Source organism: Phenylobacterium sp. (assembly GCF_016124325.1).
GTDB lineage: Bacteria > Pseudomonadota > Alphaproteobacteria > Caulobacterales > Caulobacteraceae > Phenylobacterium.
The window spans coordinates 130,282-145,493 of record NZ_WGNY01000011.1 but is presented as its reverse complement, the minus strand read 5'-3'; the positions used below and the strand labels follow the sequence as shown (position 1 = coordinate 145,493).

Sequence of the window (15,212 nt, the reverse complement as noted above, 5' to 3'; positions counted from 1 at the left end):
TTATGCGGCCTCCCGACACGCGCACTTGCCATGCGCCGCGGGGCACAGCCAAGGCCCGAACGGCGCGACGCCCGCTTCGGCGCTCTCGACGGCGTCGGCCAGGGCCGCGATGAACGCCGGCGCGACGCCGGGGGTGCGGGCGCGCAGGTAGGGCGCCACGCCCAGCTCGCCGGCCAGCTTGGCGTATTCGTGGTCGAGCTCGACCAGGGTCTCCACATGCTCGGAGACGAAGGCTATCGGCGAGACCAGCACGCCCTTGCCGTCGTGGGCGGCGCGGCGGATCTCGGTGTCGGTGGAGGGCTCCAGCCACTTCAGCGGGCCGACCCGGCTCTGGAAACAGACCCGCCAGTCGGAAAGCTCGGGCAGGCGCGCCGCCACCGCCGCGGCCGTGGCCTCGACCTGGGCGTGGTAGGGATCGCCCTCGTCCACCACCTTCTGCGGCAGGCCGTGGGCCGAGAACAGCACGCGGACGTTCTGCGGCCGGCTCGCGGCGTCCCAGACCTTGCGGATCTCGCTGGCCACGGCATCGGCCAGGCCGTCGGCCGTGGGATAGCAGCCCACCGCCCGGGTCGCGCCCGGCCCCTTGTAGGCGCGCCGCCAGTCCTTCAGCGACGAGGCCGTCGTGGTGGTGGAGAACTGCGGGTAGAGCGGCAGCAGCACCACCTCGTCGGGCGCGAAGTCGGCCACCTCGCGCGCCGTGGTGTCGGCGAAGGGCTTCCAGTAGCGCATCGAGATGAAGACGCGGGTCTCCGCGGCCGGATCGCGGCGGCGCAGTTCGGCTTCGAGGGCGGCGCGCTGGGCCTCGGTCTCCTCCAGGAGCGGCGAGCGGCCGCCCATCAGGGCGTAGTTCTCCTGGGCCAGCTTCTCGCGGGTGCGCGAGATGAAGGCGGCCAGCGGATAGCGCACGAAGGCCGGCGCGCCGATGATCGCCGGGTCGCGGAACAGGTTGAACAGGAACGGCCGCACGGCCGCCAGGCTGTCGGGCCCGCCCAGGTTGAAGAGGACGACGGCGCGTTTCACGCGGCGGCCATCGCCTTGGCCGGCTTGCCGGTCACCCGCTCCACCACCCGGACGATGTGCTCGATGGGCGTGTCGGGCATCACCCCGTGGCCGAGGTTGAAGATGTAGGGCCCGTCGGCCCACTGGGCGAGGAGGGCGTCGACGCGGGCGTCCAGGGCCGGGCCGCCGGCCCGCAGCAGCAGGTTGTCGAGCGCACCCTGGATGGTCTTGCCGCCCGCCTGGATGCGCCGGCCCATCGCCGCGCTGGCCTGGGTGTCGAGGGCCACGGCCTGGACCGGAACCTCGGCGGCGTAGTTTTCCACCAGCGCCCCGGCGCCGCGCGGGAAACCGATAAAGGGCGCATCGACGCCGGCGGCGCGGACCTGCTCGACGATCCGCGTGTGCGGGCCGACCACGATGCGTTCGAACACGTCCTCGGCGAGGTTCTCCGCCCAGCTCTCGAACAGCTTCAGCGCCTGGGCGCCGGCCCTGGCCTGCATGACCAGATAGCGCGCCGTCGCATCGACCAGCACGCCGAGCAGGGCGTCCAGCGCCTCCGGGTGCTGGTAGGCGTAGGTGCGGGCGGCCTCGCGCTGGGAGCCGCGGCCCTCCAGCATGTAGGTGGCCACTGTCCAGGGCGCGCCGGCGAACCCGATCAGGGCGCGTTCGGGCTCGAGCTCGGCGCGGACCCGCGAGAGCGTCTCGCCGATGTTGGCCAGCTTGGCGGTGGAGCCTTCCACGGCGTCGCGAAGGGCCTCGATCGACGGCAACGGACCCAAGCGCGGCCCTTCCCCGGCCTCGAACCACAGGTCCTGGCCCAGCGCCATGGGGATCAGGAGGATGTCGGCGAACACGATGGCCGCGTCGAACGGACAGCGCCGCATGGGCTGCAGGGTGACCTCGGCGGCCATCTCCGGGTTCATCGCCAGGCTGACGAAGTCGCCGGCCCGCGCGCGCAGTTCGTGGTACTCGGGCAGCCAGCGGCCGGCCTGGCGCATGAACCACACGGGCGGACGCTCGAACGTCTCGCCGGCCAGGGCGCGGAGCAGCTTGGGAGTGGTCTCGGTCGAGCTCATGACCCCGACTTAAAGCCCGCCGGAACGCACGGCTCAAGGGCGTGTCCCGACCGCCTGCCCTTCTTCCTTCCTAGATATTTTGAAAATGGGTTGGAGAAGAAGGATCAGGGCCTGTCGGCAGTGGGGAAATCTTGACGATCCTTTGACAATCCCCGCGCCGTCCCCAGCCGGCGCCCAGCCGCCCGAGATCGACGCACAGCCCTGTGGAATGCGGGGAGCGCCGGCCAAGCGCCCTTTGGCCATTAAGGAATCGTTAAGAACCTGGGGCGCCAAGGCGGGCGCCGTCCAGGTCATCGACATCCTGTCGAGCCCGCGCCATCCATTTGTCCCGCAGGCCGCGACCTGGGGGTTAACCAAGCCTTAACGTGGCGATCCGTCCCCCCGTTCCACCGGAGCCCGCCCGCGAGGCCGGAGCGACACGCTCTATCCCCAACGGCGTTCAGCTTCGCTAAGAGAAGAGTCACAGGATCCATCCCCAGATCTTTTTCGCGGTACGCCCTTGCCCAACTCCCCGACGCCCAGGCTCGCCACCTACTTCCACGTCCACCTGGTGTCGGACTCCACCGGCGAGACCCTGAACGCCATGGCGCGGGCGGTGTGCGCGCGGTTCGAGAACGTCCTGCCCATCGAACACATCTACGCCCTCGTCCGCTCGCAGCGGCAGCTCGACCGCGCCCTGGCCGACATCGAGGAGTCGCCGGGCATCGTCCTGCACACCATCGTGGACGAGACCCTGCGCACGGCGCTGGAGGAAGGCTGCCGGCGGATGGAGATGCCGTGCCTGCCGGCGCTGGACCCGCTGGTGAGCGCCATGCAGCGCTACCTTGGCGCGGCCACCACCTCGCGGGTCGGCGCGCACCTGCGCCTGGACAACGACTACTTCAACCGCATGGACGCCCTGAACTACGCCATCGGCCACGACGACGGCCAGGGCGGCCAGGACCTCGACCAGGCCGACGTGGTGCTGCTGGGCGTGTCGCGGACGTCGAAGACCCCCACCTGCATCTACCTCGCCCACCGGGGCGTGCGCGCGGCCAACGTGCCGCTGGTGCCGGGCCGGCCCCTGCCCGACAAGCTGTTCCAGCTTCAGAACGCCCTGATCGTGGGCCTGCTGATCTCGCCCGACCGGCTGATCCAGATCCGCCGCAACCGCCTGCTCAGCCTGAAGGAGACCCGCGACACCAGCTACACCGACCAGGAAGCGGTGCGCGACGAGATCATCGCGGCGCGGCGGCTCTACGAGCGCCACGGCTGGGCCACCATCGACGTGACCCGCCGCTCGGTGGAGGAAACCGCCGCGGCGGTGCTGAACCTGCTGCACAAGGGCCACGGCCAGGTCGAGGTCCTGGGGTGAGCGTGATCCTGGCTTCGAGAAGCGCGGCCCGGCGCGCGGTGCTGACCGGCGCGGGCGTGGACCACGAGGCCGTGGTCGCCGGCGTCGACGAGGAGGCGGTGAAGACCGGCCTGCTGGCGGAGGGCGCGGGGCCGCGCGACATCGCCGACGCCCTGGCCGAGCTGAAGGCGATCCGGGTGTCGCGCAAGCGCGAGGGCTTGGTGATCGGCGCCGACCAGACGCTGGACCTGGACGGCAAGCTCTACGACAAGGCGCCCGACCTCTATACCGCCTGGGCGCGGCTCAAGCTGCTGCGCGGCAAGACCCACAAGCTGCACTCGGCGGTCGTGGTGGCGAAGGATGGCGCGCCGATCTGGCGCGAGGTCGTGACCGCGACGCTGACCATGCGCGACTTCTCCGACGCCTTCCTCGAGGACTATCTGAAGACCGAGGACGAGGCGGCGCTGGGCTCGGTAGGCTGCTACCGCCTGGAGGGGCCGGGCGCGCAGCTGTTCTCGAAGATCGAGGGCGACTATTTCGCGATCCTGGGCCTGCCGCTGCTGGGGCTGCTGGACCTGCTGCGGCGGCATGGGGAGCTGGCGGCATGATCAGTGGCTGCGCCATCGTCGCCGGCGTCGTGGGCCGGCCCATCGCCCATTCGCTGTCGCCGCAGATCCACAACGCCTGGCTGGAGGCCGCCGGGGTCGACGGGGTCTATGTGCCCTTCGCGCCCGACGACCGGGGGTTCGAGCGCCTGGTGGAAGGCTTCCGGGGCGGGGCGATCCGCGGCCTGAACGTCACCCTGCCCTTCAAGGAAGCCGCCCTGGCGATCTCCAGCCAGCCCAGCGAGGCGGCGCAGGCGGCGGGCGCGGCCAACGTCCTGGTGTTCGAGCCCGACGGCCGGATCGTCGCCGACAACACCGACGGCGTGGGCCTGCTGCGGGCGTTCCGGGCCCAGGCGCCGCAATGGGACGTGGCGGCCGGGCCCGTGGCGGTGCTGGGCGCCGGCGGCGCGGCGCGCGGCGCGGTGGCGGCGCTCATCGCGGCGGGCGCGCCGGAAGTGCGGGTTGTGAACCGGACCCTGGCGAAGGCCGAGACCCTGGTCGGAATGCTGGGGCCGAAGGCGCGCGCCCTGCCTTGGTCGCGGGCCGCGGACGCCTTCGGCGAGGCGACGGCCGTCATCAACGCCACCTCGGGCGGCCTCGACGGGGCGGACGGCTTCGACATCCCGCTGGCGGCGACGCCGGAGGCCTGTGTGGTGATGGACATGGTCTACAAGCCGCTGGCGACGGGGTTGCTCAAGGCCGCGCGGGCCCTGGGCCGCCCGACCGTCGATGGGCTGGAGATGCTGATCGGCCAGGCCGTTCCGTCGTTCGAGGCCTTCTTCGGCGTCTCGCCGCCGGCCGGCGTGGATGTGCGCGGACTGGCGCTCAAGGCCCTGGGGGAAAAGACGGCATGAAGGTGATCGGTCTCACCGGCTCGATCGGCATGGGCAAGTCGACGACGGCGGCGATGTTCCGCGACGCGGGCGTGCCGGTCTATGACGCCGACGCCGCCGTCCATGACCTCTACGACACCGGCGGCGCGGCGGTGGGCCCGGTCGGCGAGGCGTTCCCCGGGGTGGTGAAGGACGGCAAGGTCGACCGCGAAGCCCTGCGCCAGGCGGTGCTGGGCCAGCCCGAGGAGCTGAAGCGCCTCAACGCCATCGTCCACCCGCTGGTGGGCCGCGACCGGGTGGGTTTCTTCAAGGCCGCCGAGGAGGCCGGCGCCGACATGGTGGTGCTGGACATCCCGCTGCTGTTCGAAACCGGCGGCGACGCCAACGTCGACGCGGTGGTGGTGGTCTCGGCCCCGGCCGAGATGCAGCGCGAGCGGGTGCTGGCGCGGCCCGGCATGACGCCCGAGCGGCTGGACGCCATCCTCGCCCAGCAGATGGCCGACGCCGAAAAGCGCGTCCGCGCCCACTATGTGGTCGACACCGGCCGCGGCCTGGAACCCGCCCGCGACCAGGTGACCGCGATCATCGCCGCCCTGCGGAAGCGCTAGCTCCCCCGGTGTCATCCCGGTTTCGCCGCAGGCGAAGACCGGGACCCCGTAGCGCTGGCTTCGATGGGTTTGCAGTGCGGCCCCGAAGTGAACATATTGGCAACATTCGCGCCGTGGGGTCCCGGTCTTTGGCTTCGCCAAAACCGGGATGACAGGCGTTGGGGATGATGACAGCCGAGGGGGAGGAGTTGAATCGGTTCTACTGGGTCTACATCCTGACCAACGGCCGGTACGGGACCCTCTACGTCGGCGTCACGAACTCGCTGGAGCGTCGGATCGCCGAGCACAGGGCGGGCGAAATCGCAGGTTTCACAAAGACCTATGGCCTCGATCGCCTGGTCTATTTTCGCGACTTCAGCGACGTGCATGAAGCGATCCGGTTCGAGAAGCGGCTCAAACGCTGGCGCCGCACTTGGAAGATGCGCCTGATCGAAGCGGAGAACCCCTACTGGGCCGATCTCTACTCCGAGATCATGGCGCTTCCGCCCCTCCACCCCGACATCCGTGACGCGCCGGGTTCACAAGATGCGCGCACCACGGCATGACAAGGGCATGGCCCGCGAGATCGTCCTCGACACCGAGACCACCGGCTTCGATCCCAGGACCGGCGACCGGCTGGTGGAGCTGGCCTGCCTGGAGATCGAGGACTTCGTGCCCACCGGGCGCAGCTTCCACGTCTATATCGACCCCTGCCGCGACATGCCGGCCGAGGCGGAGAAGGTCCACGGGCTGTCGAGCGCCTTCCTGCGGGGCAAGCCGAAGTTCGAGGAGCCCGAGGTGGCCGACGCCTTCCTCGAGTTCGTCGGCGAGGCGCGGCTGATCGCCCACAACGCCGGCTTCGACCGGGGCTTCCTCAACTGGGAGCTCGCCAACTGCAACCGGGTCGAGATCCCCGAACATCGCTGGATCGACACCCTGGCGCTGGCCAAGCAGCGCTTCCCGGGGATGCACAACTCGCTGGATGCGCTCTGCAAGCGCTTCAAGATCTCGCTGAGCGAACGCGAGAAGCACGGGGCCCTGATCGACGCCAAGCTGCTGGCGGCGGTCTATCTGGAGCTGAAGGGCGGCCGCGAGCGCAGCCTGGCGCTGGGCGGCGGCGCGCTGGGCGAGGCCGCGGCGATCACCGCACGGGCGGCCTATGGCGCCAGGTCCCGGCCCCTGGCTCCGCGCTCGACCGAGGCCGAGCGCGAGGTCCACGCCGCCTTCATCCGCGAAACGGTGAAGAGCGAAGACCTCTGGAGCCGGTTCGGGCTGTAGTCTTCCCCTCCCCTTCATGGGGAGGGTGGCCGGAGCGAAGCGACGGCCGGGTGGGGATCCGTGGGCCAGGCGTCCACGTCCGCGCCCCTGCCCCTTACTTTCCCCACCCTGACCGCTTCGCGGTCTGTCCCTCCCCATGAAGGGGAGGGAAACGCTCTACGCGTGGCCGATCTGGGGTTCGCCCTGGGCCTTGCGGGCGGCGTAGACGCCGCCGAAATCGATCGGATCGATCAGGAAGGGCGGGAAGCCGCCTTCCGAGCTGACCTCGGCGATGATCCGCCGCGCGAACGGGAACAGGAAGCGCGGGCACTCGATCAGCAGCACCGGCTCCATCTCCTCGGCCGGCACGCCGGTGATCTGGAACACGCCGCCGTACAGCAGCTCGACCATGAACAGCGGGCCGTCGGTGCGCGCGGCGCGGGCCGAGAGCTTCAGGTCCACCTCGAACAGGCCGTCCTCGCGGCCGCGGGCGTTCATCTCGACGTTGAGGTCGATCTGGGGCTGGTCCTGGCCGGGGCGCAGGGCGTCGGGCGCGCGCGGATTCTCGAACGACAGGTCGCGGATGAACTGGGCCAGGATGCGGATGCCGGGCTCGGCGCCCTGCCCTTCCGGCGCGGCTGCGCCGGCGTCTGTGTCGGTCATGGCGTGACGGATGTTCTCTAAAATGGGCCGCGAGGATCGCGCCTTTCGGGGCGAGCGGCTATCATGCGGCCCCCTGCGATGCAACGCCGCCCCTGACGCGGGCCTCGCAAGGGGCTATATATGTAAGATCGTGGGCCCTGGGTCCGCGCCGTCCGTGTCCGAAAGACCTTCGTTGCAAACCCTCGAACTGATCATCCTCGCCGGTCTCGCCGCCATCGTCCTGTACCAGCTCTATTCGGTGCTGGGCCGCAGGGTCGGCCGCCAGCCGGAAGAGCAGAGGCCCGCCGCCGAAGCGGCGCCGGCCCGGGTGCGCGCGCCCGATCGCGTGGTCGACACGGCCGAGGACGGCGTGCAGCTCACCGGCCTGGCCGCGGTGAAGGCCAAGGACCCGAACTTCGACATGAACCGGTTCCTCGCCGGGGCGAAGGGCGCCTACGAGATGATCGTCAAGGCCTTCGCCGACGGCGACAAGGAGACGCTCCGCAACCTGCTCGCGCCGTCGGTGATGGAGAGCTTCGAGGGGGTGATCGACCAGCGCCAGGCCGAGGGCCGGACCGAAACCGTCGAGTTCTTCCACGCGCCGCGGGCCGACCTGGAGAAGGCCGACGTGGTCTCGGGCGACCTGGCCCGCGTGACCGTGCGCTTCCTGGCCGAATTCCGCAGCCGCACCAAGGGCCCCGAGGGCGAGGGCGTCGACGACCGGCGCACCGCCGAGCTGTGGACCTTCGAGCGCCGGCTGAAGAGCCGCGATCCCAACTGGACGCTCGTCCACGTGGACGCCGCCGAGGCCTGACACGACCGTGCGACAGGGGGGCGCCTTCGCGGCGAGGGCCGGCCTCGTCCCTGCGGCCTTGAGCCTTGCGGCCTTGAGCTTGGCGGCCTGCACGACCCCCTACGAACACGGCCCGGTTCCGCCCGGCCTGCCGCCGCTTCCCGGGCCCGCGCCGGCTCCGTCGCCAGCCCCGCAACCCCCGCCCGAGCCGCCTCCGCGCGTCGAGCTCTCCGACCTGCCCGGCTGGGCGGCCGAGGACCATGACGCGGCCTTCGCCGCCTATCGCGCCACCTGCGGGATCGCCAGGGAGCCGATGCTGGCCTCGCTCTGCTTCCGGGCGCGCCTGCCGGAGGACGTGGCCCCGGGCGACGGGCGGGCGTTCTTCGAGCGCTTCTTCCAGGCCGAGCGCTTCGCCGGCGAAGGCGTGCTGACCGCCTATTTCGCCCCGATCTATCCCGCGCGGCGCAAGCCCGACGCCGAGTTCAGCGCCCCGGTGCGGGCCAAGCCGGCCGACCTCGCGGTCCAGCCCGACGGGACGGTGATCCAGACCGGCCCGGACGGTGCGACCCGGCCCTACCCCGACCGGGCGGAGATCGAGGCGCGGCCGGCGACGGCGCCGCTGGCCTGGATGCGGCCCGAGGACCTGTTCTTCCTGCAGGTGCAGGGCTCGGGCGTGCTGGTGTTCGCCGACGGGAGCCGGATGAAGGCGCTCTACGCCGCCAACAACGGCCGGCCCTTCGCCGGGATCGCCAATCCCATGCGCGACAAGGGGCTGCTGGCGGCCGACAACATCTCGGCGGACTCGATCCGGGCCTGGCTGGCGGCGCATCGCGGGCCCGAGGCCGACGCGATCATGCGGCTGAACCCGCGCTTCGCCTTCTTCCGGCTGGCCCCCGACGACGGCCGCCCGCCGGTGGGCGCCGCCAACGTCCCCCTGCCCGGCGGACGGGCGGCGGCGGTCGACCCGGCGTTCCATCCCTTCGGCGAGCTGTTGTGGATCGACGGCGAGGCCCCGATCCTGGCGGGCGCCTTCCCCACCTACCAGCGCCTGGTGACCGCGCTCGACGTGGGCGGGGCGATCAAGGGCGCGGTGCGGGCCGACCTCTACATGGGCGAGGGCCCGGCGGCGGGCGCGGAGGCCGGCCGCGTGCGCCATACGCTGCGGCTCTGGCGGCTGGTCCCGCGATGAAGCGGCCGCTGAAGCCCGAGGAGGCGCGGCTCTGGTCGCTGGTCACCGGCACGGTGCACCCCCTGCCCGGCCGCAAGGCGCCAAGCTCCGATGTTCCCTCCCCTTCATGGGGAGGGCCGACTCGCGAAGCGAGCGGGGTGGGGAAGCCGCCCGCGCCGCCCCCCACCCGAGCGGGGCTGCGCCCCGCCCACCCTCCCCACAAGGGGGAGGGAAAGGACCGCATCGAGCCCAACCGTCGCCACCGGATCGTCAAGGAGCGGGAGGAGATCGGCGCCCGGCTCGACCTGCACGGCCTGACCCAGGATCGCGCCCGCGCCGTGCTGGAAGCCTTCCTCAAGCGGGCGTTCGACGAGGGCTGGCGGGCGGTGCTGGTCATCACCGGCAAGGGCGTGCAGGGCGACGGGGTGCTGCGGCGGCACACGCCGGAGTGGCTGGCCGCGCCGCACCTGGCCCACATCGTCGCCGGGATTTCCGAGGCCCACCGCCGCCACGGCGGCGAAGGGGCGCTCTATGTGGCGTTGAAGCGCAAGCCGCGGGACTAGCTCTTCTTCCGGGCGGCCTTCTCGGCCAGGCCGCTGGTCCCCTCGCGGGCCGCCAGGCGCTCGGCCACCTCGTCGAGCGAGACGCCGCTGGCGGCCAGCACCACCAGCCAGTGGTAGACGAGGTCGGCGCTCTCGGCGATCAGGCCCTCGCGGTCGCCGCGGGCGGCGGCGATGACGGCCTCGACGGCCTCTTCCCCGAACTTCTTCGAGGCCCGCTCCAGGTCGCTCAGCAGCTGGGCGGTGTAGGAGGTGGACGTATCGCCGTCGCGGCGGGCCTCGATGGTGGCGGCCAGGCGTTCGACGACCTCGGCGAAGCGGCTGTTCATGCGGGGACCTCCTCGGTCAGGCGCACGGGGACGCCGGCGGCGGCCATGGCGGCCTTGGCCTCGCCGATGCCGATCTCGCCGAAGTGGAAGATCGAGGCGGCCAGCACGGCGTCGGCGCCGGCGTTCACCGCATCGATCAGGTGCTGGACGGTCCCGGCGCCGCCCGAGGCGATCACGGGCACGCCGACGGCGGTGCTGACGGCGCGGGTAAGCTCCAGGTCGTAGCCGATCTTGGCGCCGTCGCGGTCCATGGAGGTGAGCAGGATCTCGCCGGCCCCCTTCGCGACCACCTCGCGGGCGTAGTCGACGGCGTCGAGGCCGGTGTCGTTGCGCCCGCCGTAGGTGAAGACGTGCCAGCGGTCGCCGGTCTTCTTGGCGTCGATGGCCACGACGACCGCCTGGCTGCCGAAGGCGTCGGCGCAGGCGCTGACGAGGTCGCGGTTCTCGACCACGGCGGTGTTGAGGCTGATCTTGTCGGCGCCGGCCAGCAGCAACTTGCGGCCGGTCTCGACGTTGCGGATGCCGCCGCCGACGCTGAGCGGCATGAAGCAGACGTCGGCCGTGCGGGCCACCACGTCGAAGATGATGCCGCGGTTCTCGTGGCTGGCGGTGATGTCGAGGAACATCAGCTCGTCGGCGCCGGCGGCGTCGTAGGCGCGGGCCTGCTCGACGGGATCGCCGGCGTCGCGCAGGGCGACGAACTGCACGCCCTTCACCACCCGGCCGTCCTTGACGTCCAGGCAGGGGATGACGCGGGTCTTCAGCATCGGCGGATCACGCGGCCACGCCCAGGGCCTCGGCCGGGTCGATGGCGCCGTTGTAGAGGGCGCGGCCCAGGACGGCGCCGGCGATCGGCGCGCCCTTGCGCTTCTTCAGGCGCTCGATGTCGGCCACCGAAGCCAGGCCGCCGGCGGCGATGACCGGGATCTTCACGGCGTCGGCCATGGCGCCGAACACCTCGACGTTGAAGCCCATCACGGTGCCGTCGCGGTCGATGTCGGTGACGATCAGGGCGGCGACGCCGGCGTCCTCGAAGCGCCGCGCCACCGTCACGGCGTCGAGATCGGTGTCGGCGGTCCAGCCGTCGACGGCCACCTTGCCGGCGCGGACGTCGACGCTGACGGCGATCTGCTCGGGATAGAGCTGGGCGGCTTTCAGCACGATGTCGGGCTGCTTCACCGCCACCGTGCCGAGGATCACCCGGCTGACGCCCGCCTCGATCCAGCGCTCCACGTCCTTCAGCGTGCGGATGCCGCCGCCGAGCTGCACCGGGGCGGAGACCGCGGCCAGGATCGCCTCGACGGCGCCGGCGTTGACGGCCTTGCCCGAGACGGCGCCGTTCAGGTCGACCACGTGGATCCAGTGGAAGCCGGCCTCGACGAAGGCGCGCGCCTGGGCGCCGGGGTCGTTGTTGAAGACCGTGGCGGTCGACAGGTCGCCGTGAAGCACGCGCACGCACTGGCCGTCTTTCAGGTCGATGGCGGGGTAGAGGATCAAGGACGCCACTCCAGGAAGTCCGCCAGGAGCTTCAGCCCCACGGCTTGCGATTTTTCGGGGTGGAACTGCACCCCGGCCAGATTGCCGCGCGCGACGGCGGCGGGGAAGCGCCCGCCGTGGTCCACATAGGCCGCCACGTGGGCGGTGTCTTGCGGATACATGGCGAAAGAATGTGTGAAATAGACCGGCGCCCCGGCCTTGGGCCCGGCCAGCATCGGCAGGTCGGACACCGCCTCCAGCGTGTTCCAGCCCATGTGCGGCACCTTCAGGTGCGGGCCGCCGCGGGGGTGGATGATCTTCACGTCGCCGGGGATCCAGCCCAGGCCCTCCGTGGCGCCGAATTCCAGGCCGCGGCTAGCCAGGAGCTGCATGCCCACGCAGATGCCGAGGAACGGAACGCCGCGGCCCTGGGCGGCCTCGGTCATGGCCTCGATCACGCCGTCGCGCGCGGCCAGGGCCGACATGCAGGCGGCGAAGGCGCCGACGCCCGGCAGCACCACCCGGTCGGCGGCGGCCACGACGGCGGGGTCGTGGGTCACGACGATCTCCGCGCGGCCGTCCGCGGCGCGGATCAGGGCTTTCTCGGCCGAGCGCAGGTTGCCCGACCCATAGTCGATCAGGGCGACACGCTGCATGGGGATCCGGATTCCTTTCTTGTCGCGCAGCCGGATGGAAAACCGGTTTCCACTTTTCCTGGCTGGCGCTCCCTACAGCACGCCCTTGGTGGAGGGGGCGTGTCCGTGGGTCTTTGGATCGAGCTCCACGGCCGTTCGCAGGGCCCGGGCCAGGGCCTTGAACCCGCTCTCGGCGATGTGGTGGGAGTTGGCGCCGTACAGGCATTCCAGGTGCACGCAGGCGCCCGCGTTCATGGCGAACGCGTGGTGGAACTCCTTGAACAGCTCGGTGTCCATGTCGCCCACCTTCGGCGTGCGGAACTCGACCCGCCAGATCAGGTAGGGCCGGTTCGACAGGTCGATGGCGCAGCGGCTGAGCGTCTCGTCCATCGGGATGTAGGCGTGGCCGAAGCGGCGGACGCCCTTGAAGCCGTCCAGCGCCTCCTTGACCGCCTGGCCCAGCACGATGCCGGTGTCCTCGACGGTGTGGTGCATGTCGATGTGCAGGTCGCCCTTGGTCTCGACCTCCAGGTCGATGCCGCCGTGGCGGGCGAAGCTGTCGAGCATGTGGTCGAAGAAGCCGATCCCGGTGGAGACCTTGGACACGCCGGTCCCGTCCAGGTCCACGGCCACGCGGATCTGGGTCTCCTTGGTGTTGCGGACGACTTCGGCCTTGCGGCTCATCGGTCAGTACCCCTTGGACTCGGCCAGCGCCTTCAGGCTCACCTGCGGACGCGGGCCGTAGTGCGAGATCACCTCGGCCGCCGCCAGCGAGGCGAGCTTGCCACAGACCTGCAGCGGACGCCCCCGGGACAGGCCGAACATGAATCCGGCCGCGTATTGGTCGCCCGCGCCGGTCGTGTCCACGACTTTCTCCACCCCTTCGGCGGCGACGGTCAGCCGCTCGCCGTGGTCGAGGATCACCGAGCCCTTCTCGCTGCGGGTCACCGCGGCGATCTTAACGTGCGGGCGCAGCGCCTCGAGCGCGGCGTCGAAGTCGTCGGTCTCGAACAGCGAGGTCAGCTCGGCCTCGTTGGCGAACAGGAGGTCGACCTGGCCTTCGATGAAGCCCTTGAGCGCCGCGCGGTGGCGTTCCACGACGAAGCTGTCGGACAGCGTCAGCGCGATCATCCGCCCGGCGCCGTGGGCCAGGGCCGCGGCCTTGGCGAAGGCCCGCCTGGCCGCCTCGGCGTCGAACAGATAGCCCTCGAGGTAGACGATCTTGGCCGCCTCCACCGTGGCGGCGTCGACGTCGGCGTCGGTGAACTCCACCGAGGCGCCCAGGAAGGTGCACATGGTGCGCTGGGCGTCGGGGGTGACGTTGATCATCGACACGGCCGTGGCCGGCCCGCCCACCAGGGGCTGGTTCTCGAAGCGGGCGCCGATGGCGCGCATGTCGTGGGCGAACACCTTGCCCAGCTGGTCGTCGGCCACCTTGCCCATGAAGGCGCCCTTGCCGCCGAAGCTGGCCAGGCCCGCGATGGTGTTGGCCGCCGAGCCGCCCGAGGCCTCCACCGCCTGGGCCATGCGGGAATAGAGGGTGGCGCTGGCCTGCGGGTCGACCAGCATCATGGCGCCCTTGGTCAGGCCGTTCTCGGCGAGAAAGGCGTCGCTGCAGGGCGCGATCACGTCGACGATGGCGTTGCCGATCGCGGCGACGTCGTAGAGTTCGGGCATTGTTGGGCTTTGTCCCCTAGAGCCTTGCTTGCTCAGATGTCGCCATCTGCGCGGAACAATAAGGCCCCATTCTTAAAGTTTGAGCGCGATCTGATCGCAAAACCGGCCTCCACTTTTGCGGATCGCGCTCGAGCGTAGGGCGCGGGGATTACAGGGAAAGGGCCTCAATTGTCACCCCGTTTTGCCGAAGGAAACCGCCAACGGCCACCCCATCTAGCCTGCTGGAGCACCAGCTTTCGGGATGTGGTCGCAGGAACTGATGCGACCGTAGGGGTGCTCTCTCAAAGGCCGGCACGGCTCGCAAACACGACAAAGGCGGCCAACGCGCCGAGCGCGAGGAGAGCCAAGCGCTGAAGGTCCTTTGTTCGGCACGAGAGTTCAGGGTCCCCAAGGCTGCGGTCACGACGGAAAAGCGCAAACCAGTACAGGCGCTGACCCATGCGCCAGCCGTAGACTCGGCGATGGATCGCCGGATGGCGCGCCTTCAGCATCGAGGCCACGCGCTCAACGAGCCAAAACTGAGCAACGCAGCAGATCGCGAACGCACTGAATGCGGCGAAGGCGAGCCAGGTCACGGCGCCGCCAGATGTGATCGGGCGCCAGCAAAGGCCATGTGAGCTCGATGCCTCAACAACCTACCCGCCCCAGTGGCTCCCGCCGTAGCTGCGGCTGCTCATCCGGCCGCCGAAGCCCCCGCGGGAGATGACCGAGGCGCGGCTCATCTGCTTGGGCGGCGCGCCGGCCACCGGCGGCTCGAAGCCGCGCTGGGTCACCCGGGTGCGGCCCGAGGAGTAGTCGGTCCAGACCCGGCCGCCGGAGCTGGTGTAGTAGCCGCCGTCGCGCCAGTCGCGGTAGAGGCCGCGTCCGCCCCAGCCGCCGTCGAACATGCGCCCGACCACGAAGCCGGTGATCAGCGGGCCCCAGAACGAGCCGTGGCCATTGGCGTACTGCCGCGGCACGCACTGGCCGGGGCCGTAGACGTCCTCGCAGGAGGCCTGCTGGTCGTACTTGGGCGCCTTGTCCTCGTCGGCCTGCGCCTCGGTCTCGGCCTTCCTGCACGCCTCGTCCGGCACCTCGTTGCGGTCGAGGCATTCCTGCAGCGACTGGTAGGCGTAGGCGTCGACCGACTTTCCGGGATGTTCGATGCGGACGTTGTCGTAGCCGCTGTCGCCGCAGGCCACGAGCGACAGGCCGCCCGCCGCCATGGCGGTCCCGAGCGCGAGCTTCTTGGTGCGTTTCATC

Annotated in this window: 20 protein-coding genes; 9 read left to right on the top strand and 11 right to left on the bottom strand. The window is 70.9% G+C overall.

The window, feature by feature from the left end:
- Together hemH and hemE are read right to left on the bottom strand one after the other, a co-directional pair.
- Window positions 1–1,020, bottom strand: a complete 1,020-nt coding sequence (gene hemH, locus GC203_RS05785) for a ferrochelatase (RefSeq protein WP_293452285.1) — start codon at window positions 1,018–1,020, stop codon at window positions 1–3.
- Entirely contained in the window at window positions 1,017–2,075 is a 1,059-nt protein-coding gene (gene hemE, locus GC203_RS05780) for a uroporphyrinogen decarboxylase (protein WP_293452282.1), read from the bottom strand. The genes hemH and hemE overlap by 4 nt, the downstream gene beginning before the upstream one ends.
- A 499-nt stretch (window positions 2,076–2,574) precedes the next feature.
- On the opposite strand from hemE, the gene GC203_RS05775 reads away from it, so the two are divergent.
- The 6 genes from GC203_RS05775 to dnaQ all read left to right on the top strand — a co-directional run bounded on the left by GC203_RS05775 (window position 2,575) and on the right by dnaQ (window position 6,711).
- Complete coding sequence (locus GC203_RS05775; RefSeq protein ID WP_293452279.1) at window positions 2,575–3,429, top strand: pyruvate, water dikinase regulatory protein; 855 nt, start codon at window positions 2,575–2,577, stop codon at window positions 3,427–3,429.
- The gene (locus tag GC203_RS05770) at window positions 3,426–4,016 is read left to right on the top strand and encodes a Maf family protein (protein ID WP_293452276.1); all 591 of its coding nucleotides are present in this window, start codon (window positions 3,426–3,428) and stop codon (window positions 4,014–4,016) included. The genes GC203_RS05775 and GC203_RS05770 overlap by 4 nt, the downstream gene beginning before the upstream one ends.
- A complete protein-coding gene (aroE, locus tag GC203_RS05765) occupies window positions 4,013–4,867 on the top strand; it encodes a shikimate dehydrogenase (RefSeq protein ID WP_293452273.1) in 855 nt (284 codons plus the stop codon). Before GC203_RS05770 ends, aroE begins: the two co-directional genes overlap by 4 nt.
- Entirely contained in the window at window positions 4,864–5,454 is a 591-nt protein-coding gene (gene coaE, locus GC203_RS05760; protein WP_293452270.1) for a dephospho-CoA kinase, read from the top strand. The genes aroE and coaE overlap by 4 nt, the downstream gene beginning before the upstream one ends.
- A 188-nt stretch (window positions 5,455–5,642) precedes the next feature.
- Entirely contained in the window at window positions 5,643–5,999 is a 357-nt protein-coding gene (locus GC203_RS05755; protein WP_293452267.1) for a GIY-YIG nuclease family protein, read from the top strand.
- 7 nt (window positions 6,000–6,006) lie between these two features.
- Window positions 6,007–6,711, top strand: coding sequence for a DNA polymerase III subunit epsilon (gene dnaQ / locus GC203_RS05750; RefSeq protein ID WP_293452265.1), 705 nt, complete (start codon window positions 6,007–6,009; stop codon window positions 6,709–6,711).
- A 156-nt stretch (window positions 6,712–6,867) separates the two neighbouring features.
- Here dnaQ and secB read toward each other — a convergent pair whose 3' ends face one another.
- Entirely contained in the window at window positions 6,868–7,353 is a 486-nt protein-coding gene (gene secB, locus GC203_RS05745) for a protein-export chaperone SecB (RefSeq protein ID WP_293452262.1), read from the bottom strand.
- Window positions 7,354–7,525: 172 nt separating this feature from the next.
- Between secB and timA the strand changes: the two genes are divergently transcribed.
- From timA to GC203_RS05730, 3 genes are all read left to right on the top strand, one after another.
- The gene (gene timA / locus GC203_RS05740; RefSeq protein ID WP_293452259.1) at window positions 7,526–8,146 is read left to right on the top strand and encodes a TIM44-related membrane protein TimA; all 621 of its coding nucleotides are present in this window, start codon (window positions 7,526–7,528) and stop codon (window positions 8,144–8,146) included.
- A gap of 73 nt (window positions 8,147–8,219) precedes the next feature.
- Window positions 8,220–9,314: an MltA domain-containing protein gene (locus tag GC203_RS05735; protein WP_293452256.1), complete on the top strand. Its 1,095-nt coding sequence runs from the start codon at window positions 8,220–8,222 to the stop codon at window positions 9,312–9,314.
- Entirely contained in the window at window positions 9,311–9,856 is a 546-nt protein-coding gene (locus GC203_RS05730) for a Smr/MutS family protein (protein ID WP_293452254.1), read from the top strand. Before GC203_RS05735 ends, GC203_RS05730 begins: the two co-directional genes overlap by 4 nt.
- On the opposite strand, the gene GC203_RS05725 is transcribed toward GC203_RS05730, so the two are convergent.
- The 8 genes from GC203_RS05725 to GC203_RS05690 form a co-directional block, all read right to left on the bottom strand.
- Window positions 9,853–10,182 (bottom strand): phosphoribosyl-ATP diphosphatase, encoded by a 330-nt coding sequence (locus GC203_RS05725; RefSeq protein ID WP_293452251.1) that lies wholly within the window; start codon window positions 10,180–10,182, stop codon window positions 9,853–9,855. The genes GC203_RS05730 and GC203_RS05725 overlap by 4 nt on opposite strands.
- The gene (gene hisF, locus GC203_RS05720) at window positions 10,179–10,949 is read right to left on the bottom strand and encodes an imidazole glycerol phosphate synthase subunit HisF (protein WP_293452248.1); all 771 of its coding nucleotides are present in this window, start codon (window positions 10,947–10,949) and stop codon (window positions 10,179–10,181) included. Before hisF ends, GC203_RS05725 begins: the two co-directional genes overlap by 4 nt.
- A gap of 7 nt (window positions 10,950–10,956) precedes the next feature.
- Window positions 10,957–11,679 carry a 1-(5-phosphoribosyl)-5-[(5-phosphoribosylamino)methylideneamino]imidazole-4-carboxamide isomerase gene (gene hisA, locus GC203_RS05715; RefSeq protein WP_293452245.1) on the bottom strand — a complete coding sequence of 241 codons (723 nt, stop codon included), beginning with the start codon at window positions 11,677–11,679 and terminating at the stop codon, window positions 10,957–10,959.
- Entirely contained in the window at window positions 11,676–12,314 is a 639-nt protein-coding gene (hisH, locus tag GC203_RS05710; RefSeq protein WP_293452242.1) for an imidazole glycerol phosphate synthase subunit HisH, read from the bottom strand. The genes hisA and hisH overlap by 4 nt, the downstream gene beginning before the upstream one ends.
- A 72-nt stretch (window positions 12,315–12,386) precedes the next feature.
- Window positions 12,387–12,977, bottom strand: coding sequence for an imidazoleglycerol-phosphate dehydratase HisB (hisB, locus tag GC203_RS05705; RefSeq protein WP_293452239.1), 591 nt, complete (start codon window positions 12,975–12,977; stop codon window positions 12,387–12,389).
- Window positions 12,978–12,980: 3 nt separating this feature from the next.
- On the bottom strand, window positions 12,981–13,970 hold the full coding sequence (locus GC203_RS05700; RefSeq protein ID WP_293452236.1) for an adenosine kinase: 990 nt from the start codon (window positions 13,968–13,970) through the stop codon (window positions 12,981–12,983).
- A 281-nt stretch (window positions 13,971–14,251) separates the two neighbouring features.
- On the bottom strand, window positions 14,252–14,545 hold the full coding sequence (locus GC203_RS05695; RefSeq protein WP_293452233.1) for a hypothetical protein: 294 nt from the start codon (window positions 14,543–14,545) through the stop codon (window positions 14,252–14,254).
- Between the two features lie 60 nt (window positions 14,546–14,605).
- The gene (locus tag GC203_RS05690; protein WP_293452230.1) at window positions 14,606–15,211 is read right to left on the bottom strand and encodes a DUF1190 domain-containing protein; all 606 of its coding nucleotides are present in this window, start codon (window positions 15,209–15,211) and stop codon (window positions 14,606–14,608) included.
- Between the last annotated feature and the right edge of the window lies 1 nt (window position 15,212).

Bases quoted from the DNA above. Each gene is read 5' to 3' on its own strand.
- hemE (WP_293452282.1), bottom strand. From the start codon at position 2,075: ATGAGCTCGACCGAGACCACTCCCAAGCTGCTCCGCGCCCTGGCCGGC.
- aroE (WP_293452273.1), top strand. From the start codon at position 4,013: ATGATCAGTGGCTGCGCCATCGTCGCCGGCGTCGTGGGCCGGCCCATC.
- coaE (WP_293452270.1), top strand. From the start codon at position 4,864: ATGAAGGTGATCGGTCTCACCGGCTCGATCGGCATGGGCAAGTCGACG.
- dnaQ (WP_293452265.1), top strand. From the start codon at position 6,007: ATGGCCCGCGAGATCGTCCTCGACACCGAGACCACCGGCTTCGATCCC.
- secB (WP_293452262.1), bottom strand. From the start codon at position 7,353: ATGACCGACACAGACGCCGGCGCAGCCGCGCCGGAAGGGCAGGGCGCC.
- GC203_RS05730 (WP_293452254.1), top strand. From the start codon at position 9,311: ATGAAGCGGCCGCTGAAGCCCGAGGAGGCGCGGCTCTGGTCGCTGGTC.
- GC203_RS05725 (WP_293452251.1), bottom strand. From the start codon at position 10,182: ATGAACAGCCGCTTCGCCGAGGTCGTCGAACGCCTGGCCGCCACCATC.
- hisF (WP_293452248.1), bottom strand. From the start codon at position 10,949: ATGCTGAAGACCCGCGTCATCCCCTGCCTGGACGTCAAGGACGGCCGG.
- hisH (WP_293452242.1), bottom strand. From the start codon at position 12,314: ATGCAGCGTGTCGCCCTGATCGACTATGGGTCGGGCAACCTGCGCTCG.
- hisB (WP_293452239.1), bottom strand. From the start codon at position 12,977: ATGAGCCGCAAGGCCGAAGTCGTCCGCAACACCAAGGAGACCCAGATC.
- GC203_RS05700 (WP_293452236.1), bottom strand. From the start codon at position 13,970: ATGCCCGAACTCTACGACGTCGCCGCGATCGGCAACGCCATCGTCGAC.
- GC203_RS05690 (WP_293452230.1), bottom strand. From the start codon at position 15,211: ATGAAACGCACCAAGAAGCTCGCGCTCGGGACCGCCATGGCGGCGGGC.